At 55.4% G+C, this 3,675-nt stretch carries 4 protein-coding genes and 2 pseudogenes; 1 reads left to right on the top strand and 5 read right to left on the bottom strand.

Features of this window, described 5'->3' with window-relative positions:
- Nucleotides 1-208, bottom strand: a 208-nt coding sequence (locus AO277_RS29700; RefSeq protein ID WP_180273441.1) for a MerR family DNA-binding transcriptional regulator, incomplete at its 3' end; no start/stop codon positions are given.
- A gap of 91 nt (nucleotides 209-299) precedes the next feature.
- Here AO277_RS29700 and AO277_RS11860 point away from each other — a divergent pair.
- Nucleotides 300-1,262, top strand: coding sequence for an arsenic resistance protein (locus tag AO277_RS11860; protein WP_044320111.1), 963 nt, complete (start codon nucleotides 300-302; stop codon nucleotides 1,260-1,262).
- Nucleotides 1,263-1,300: 38 nt separating this feature from the next.
- Here the strand turns inward: AO277_RS11860 and tnpC are convergent, their stop codons facing one another.
- The 4 genes and pseudogenes from tnpC to AO277_RS11840 form a co-directional block, all read right to left on the bottom strand.
- Nucleotides 1,301-2,827 (bottom strand): IS66 family transposase, encoded by a 1,527-nt coding sequence (tnpC, locus tag AO277_RS11855; protein WP_044320112.1) that lies wholly within the window; start codon nucleotides 2,825-2,827, stop codon nucleotides 1,301-1,303.
- Nucleotides 2,828-2,978: 151 nt separating this feature from the next.
- Nucleotides 2,979-3,080 (bottom strand): annotated as a pseudogene (locus tag AO277_RS29870) (hypothetical protein); the annotation flags it as partial.
- Between the two features lie 108 nt (nucleotides 3,081-3,188).
- Nucleotides 3,189-3,521, bottom strand: coding sequence for an IS66-like element accessory protein TnpA (tnpA, locus tag AO277_RS11845; protein WP_080393751.1), 333 nt, complete (start codon nucleotides 3,519-3,521; stop codon nucleotides 3,189-3,191).
- Nucleotides 3,522-3,581: 60 nt separating this feature from the next.
- Nucleotides 3,582-3,675 (bottom strand): annotated as a pseudogene (locus AO277_RS11840) (IS5/IS1182 family transposase); the annotation flags it as partial.

Here is a 3,675-nt window from a genome sequence, read left to right as displayed (position 1 = left end):
CCGAGTCTGCCCAGGTGGCATGACTCAAACAAAAGGGTCTCCGAGAAACCCGGGGCGGTTCAACGAGTCTTGAACGATGCTTTTCGGTATAGATTCGATGCCGCCCTGTCGACCGCAGAGCTGGAGGTAGAAGGCCTATTTTCTCGTAGTAGCGAATCGTTTCAATGTGGCAACCCGTTGATTTCGACAGCGCCCCGATTCCTGACATGCAAACTCCCCAAGCATTTTCTTGAATCTGTAGTAGCTACAGATATTAACCTGTCTTCAGAAAATAATTTCACGCGTTTGAAGGGCATTTCGTGGACAGAGAACAGCTAGAGAAGAACCAGATTCCCGTTTATTTCGTCGCGGTCATTGTCGCGGCCGTCGGAGGCCTGCTCGCACCCAATGCGTCTCAAGCTCTAGGGGCGATGGTGACACCCGCCATCGCAGTGCTGATGTACGCCATGTTTCTACAGATTCCGTTCCTGGATCTCCGTAATGGGCTTGCGAATAAGCGTTTCATGGCGGCGTTGCTGACTGCCAACTTCGTGGCCATCCCCTTGCTGGTCTGGGCATTGACGATGGGGCTAACCGATCACCCTGCGATTTTGGTGGGTGCCCTGTTGGTTTTGCTGACGCCTTGTATCGACTATGTGGTGGTGTTTACCCATATCGGTAAGGGTGACTCCAAACTCACTCTGGCGGCGACGCCATTGCTACTTTTGCTACAGCTTGTGTTGTTGCCTCTTTACTTGGCCTTCATGCTGGGTAACAACTCAGCGGTAGCCATATCTATCGGCCCATTTATTGAGGCTTTTGTAGTGCTGATCGCTTTGCCTCTGGTCTTGGCGGTAGCAACGGCTGCCGGGGCAAAGAGATCCAGCATTGTTGAGGGCTGGAATGATGCATGGACTTGGATGCCTGTACCTGCTATGGCGGCTGTGTTGGTCGTTGTGATCGGTTCTCAGATTTCAGCGGTGGTCAGAGACATGGACAAGCTGCTGCCCGTTATTCCCGTCTACATTGGTTTCATGCTCTTGGCACCGTTGGTGGGCGCGCTGGTGGCCGGCGGCTTTAAATTGCCGGCCAGCACGGCAAGATCAGTCGCTTTCAGCAGCTCGACACGAAATTCACTGGTAGTTCTGCCTCTGGCACTGGCCTTGCCTGATGAAATCAGAGGGCTCGCGGCGGCAGCAGTTATTACTCAAACGCTGATTGAATTGGTCAGCGAGCTAATCTACATCCGGGCAATTCCTGCTTTGTTGTGGCGCAAAATGTAGATGCCAAGGAAGGCATCAGCCCAAAACACCTTGCGCGATTAAACGGGGGCCCACCTGTGCGGCAGCAGCTCGCTAATCTCACTTGCGCGCTGCGTCGGCAGGCGCGTGAGTACATCTTTCAGATAGGCATACGGATCATGACCATTCAGTCTCGCCGACTGGATCAGACTCATGATCGCAGCTGCCCGTTTTCCGCTGCGTAGCGACCCTGCGAAGAGCCAGTTTTTACGTCCAAGAGCCCACGGGCGGATCTGGTTCTCACACCAGTTGTTATCTATGGGTACGGCCCCGTCATCAAGGTAGTGCGTCAGCGCTACCCAGCGTTTCAAGCTGTAATCCAGTGCCTTGGCCGTGGCCGAGCCTTCGGGCACAAGCGCTCGTTGAGCCAGCATCCACTCATGCAACTTTTCCGCGATGGGCACCGCCATTTCCTGGCGTAATCGCCAGCGATCTTCATCGCTCATGTCCTTGGCCTGCCGTTCGACTTCGTACAAGCCGCCAATGGAGTGCAGCGCTTGCTCTGCCAACTGGCTTTTGTTCGCCACATGAAGGTCGAAGAACTTGCGCCGTGCATGGGCCATGCACCCAATCTCGGTCACACCGAGTTCAAAGCTGGCCTTGTAGCCGCCAAAATCGTCGCAGACCAGCTTGCCCCTCCAGTCTTGCAGGAAGTTGCGAGCATGCTCACCGGCACGGCTGGGACTGAAGTCATAAACCACCGCTGCCAAGTCCGAGAACTGGCTGGTGGCGTAGGCCCACACATAGGAACGGTGAGTTTTCTTTGTTCCCGGCATGAGCATATGCACCGGTGTTTCATCTGCGTGGATGACTTGTTGCCCAAGCACTACTTCGCGCAGCGCGTCGACCAGAGGCTGCAACTGCACGCCCGTCACGCCAATCCACTGAGCCAATGTCGAACGTGGAATCGCCAAGCCTGCTCGACCGAAGATCGATTCCTGACGGTAAAGCGGCAGATGGTCAGCAAACTTGGCAATCATGACGTGTGCAAGTAGGCCCGTAGTCGGGATGCCTTTATCAATAACCTGCGCCGGAACCGGTGCCTGGATCAGCGTTTCGCAGTCATAGCAGACCCACTTGCCACGGACATGGCGTTCGACGGTGAACACGCCGGGCGTGTAGTCCAGCTTCTCGCTAACGTCCTCACCGATGCGCTTGAGGGCGCAGCCGCATGGGCAGTGAGTGTTGTCCGGTTCGTGATGGATCAGTGTGCGTGGAAACTCAGCCGGTAATGCAGTGCGCTTGGGTTTCTGCTTTTTCTCGGTCGCCGCTGGCACTGTATGCAAGGCCTGAAGCTCTACTTCAATCGCTGCGATATCGGTATCGATCAGGTCATCGAGCAAACTGGCCTGCTCAGGATTCATCTGCTCGCTGCGCTTGGCAAACTTCAAACGCTTGAGCTGCGCTATCTCGTGGGTGAGTTTCTCGATTAGCGTTTGGTCGCGGCTGATTTTCTTGCCCATCTTGTCGACTTGCGACAGCAACTGCGCTGCCAAAGTACGCAGTTGGTCGGGGGACATTTGGTCGAGATTGGAATAAGAAGTCATGCGCCGGATTTTGCCAGAGCAGGCGCTTCGCGGCGATAGAGCGATAGACTAATGGCAGCCGTTAAAGCAGCGTGATCGAGCCTCCAGAGCCTGCGCTTTGCCATGGCAGACCCAGCACCAATGCCTGAAGTTGCTCGGTATCCAGTTCCATCTCAGAACCATGGCGAATGCCAGGCCAATGGAACTTGCCTTGGTTCAACCGGCGCGCCGCCAGCCATATTCCANGCGCGGCGGTTGGCGAACAGATAAGCACAGTGCGGCTGCGCCGCACCGAACACGGCGATCACCTTGGCTAACGTCGTTTCGGTGCCTGCGCGCATGTCCATCGGTTCGGTGGCGAGCCAGATGGAGTCAATGCGGATCATCGCAAAAGGTCTCGAAGAAAAGTCGCACAGGCGGCAGCACTTTCAGCCGGCCAGTTCACTTTGATGGTGCCGCGCAGGTGCTGTATTTCAACGCAGATATTCGATGATGCTGGATGGGAGTTTGCCCCGGCCAGCGGCATGGGTAACGGAATAAATGTAGGTGGGAGCGCAGGGCTTTTCTGCTCTTGCAGCCGAATCCATTTGTGGACGAGGTTTGCGTTGAGGCTATGGCCAAGCGCGACGCTGGCAATCGAAGCGCCGGGCTGTGCACACTCTTGAATGACTTGGGCCTTGAAGGACTTGGAATAGGAACGGCGTGTTGGCTGCATGAAATACCCGCTTAAAAGGCTAGAACTGGTGCCCACTTAAATTTAAGTGCACACCATGTCTTAGGGTTTGTCTGAAAAGTCAGCCCGCAAGCATCTTTCGATGCAAGCCAGTGTGACCATCGCTTTAAAGCTACTTGCCAGCTTGTCGTAACGC

The organism is Pseudomonas amygdali (assembly GCF_002699855.1).
Classification (GTDB): Bacteria; Pseudomonadota; Gammaproteobacteria; order Pseudomonadales; family Pseudomonadaceae; genus Aquipseudomonas; species Aquipseudomonas amygdali.
The sequence above is the reverse complement of the archived record's forward strand: the minus strand, read 5'-3'. Positions and strand labels throughout refer to the sequence as shown.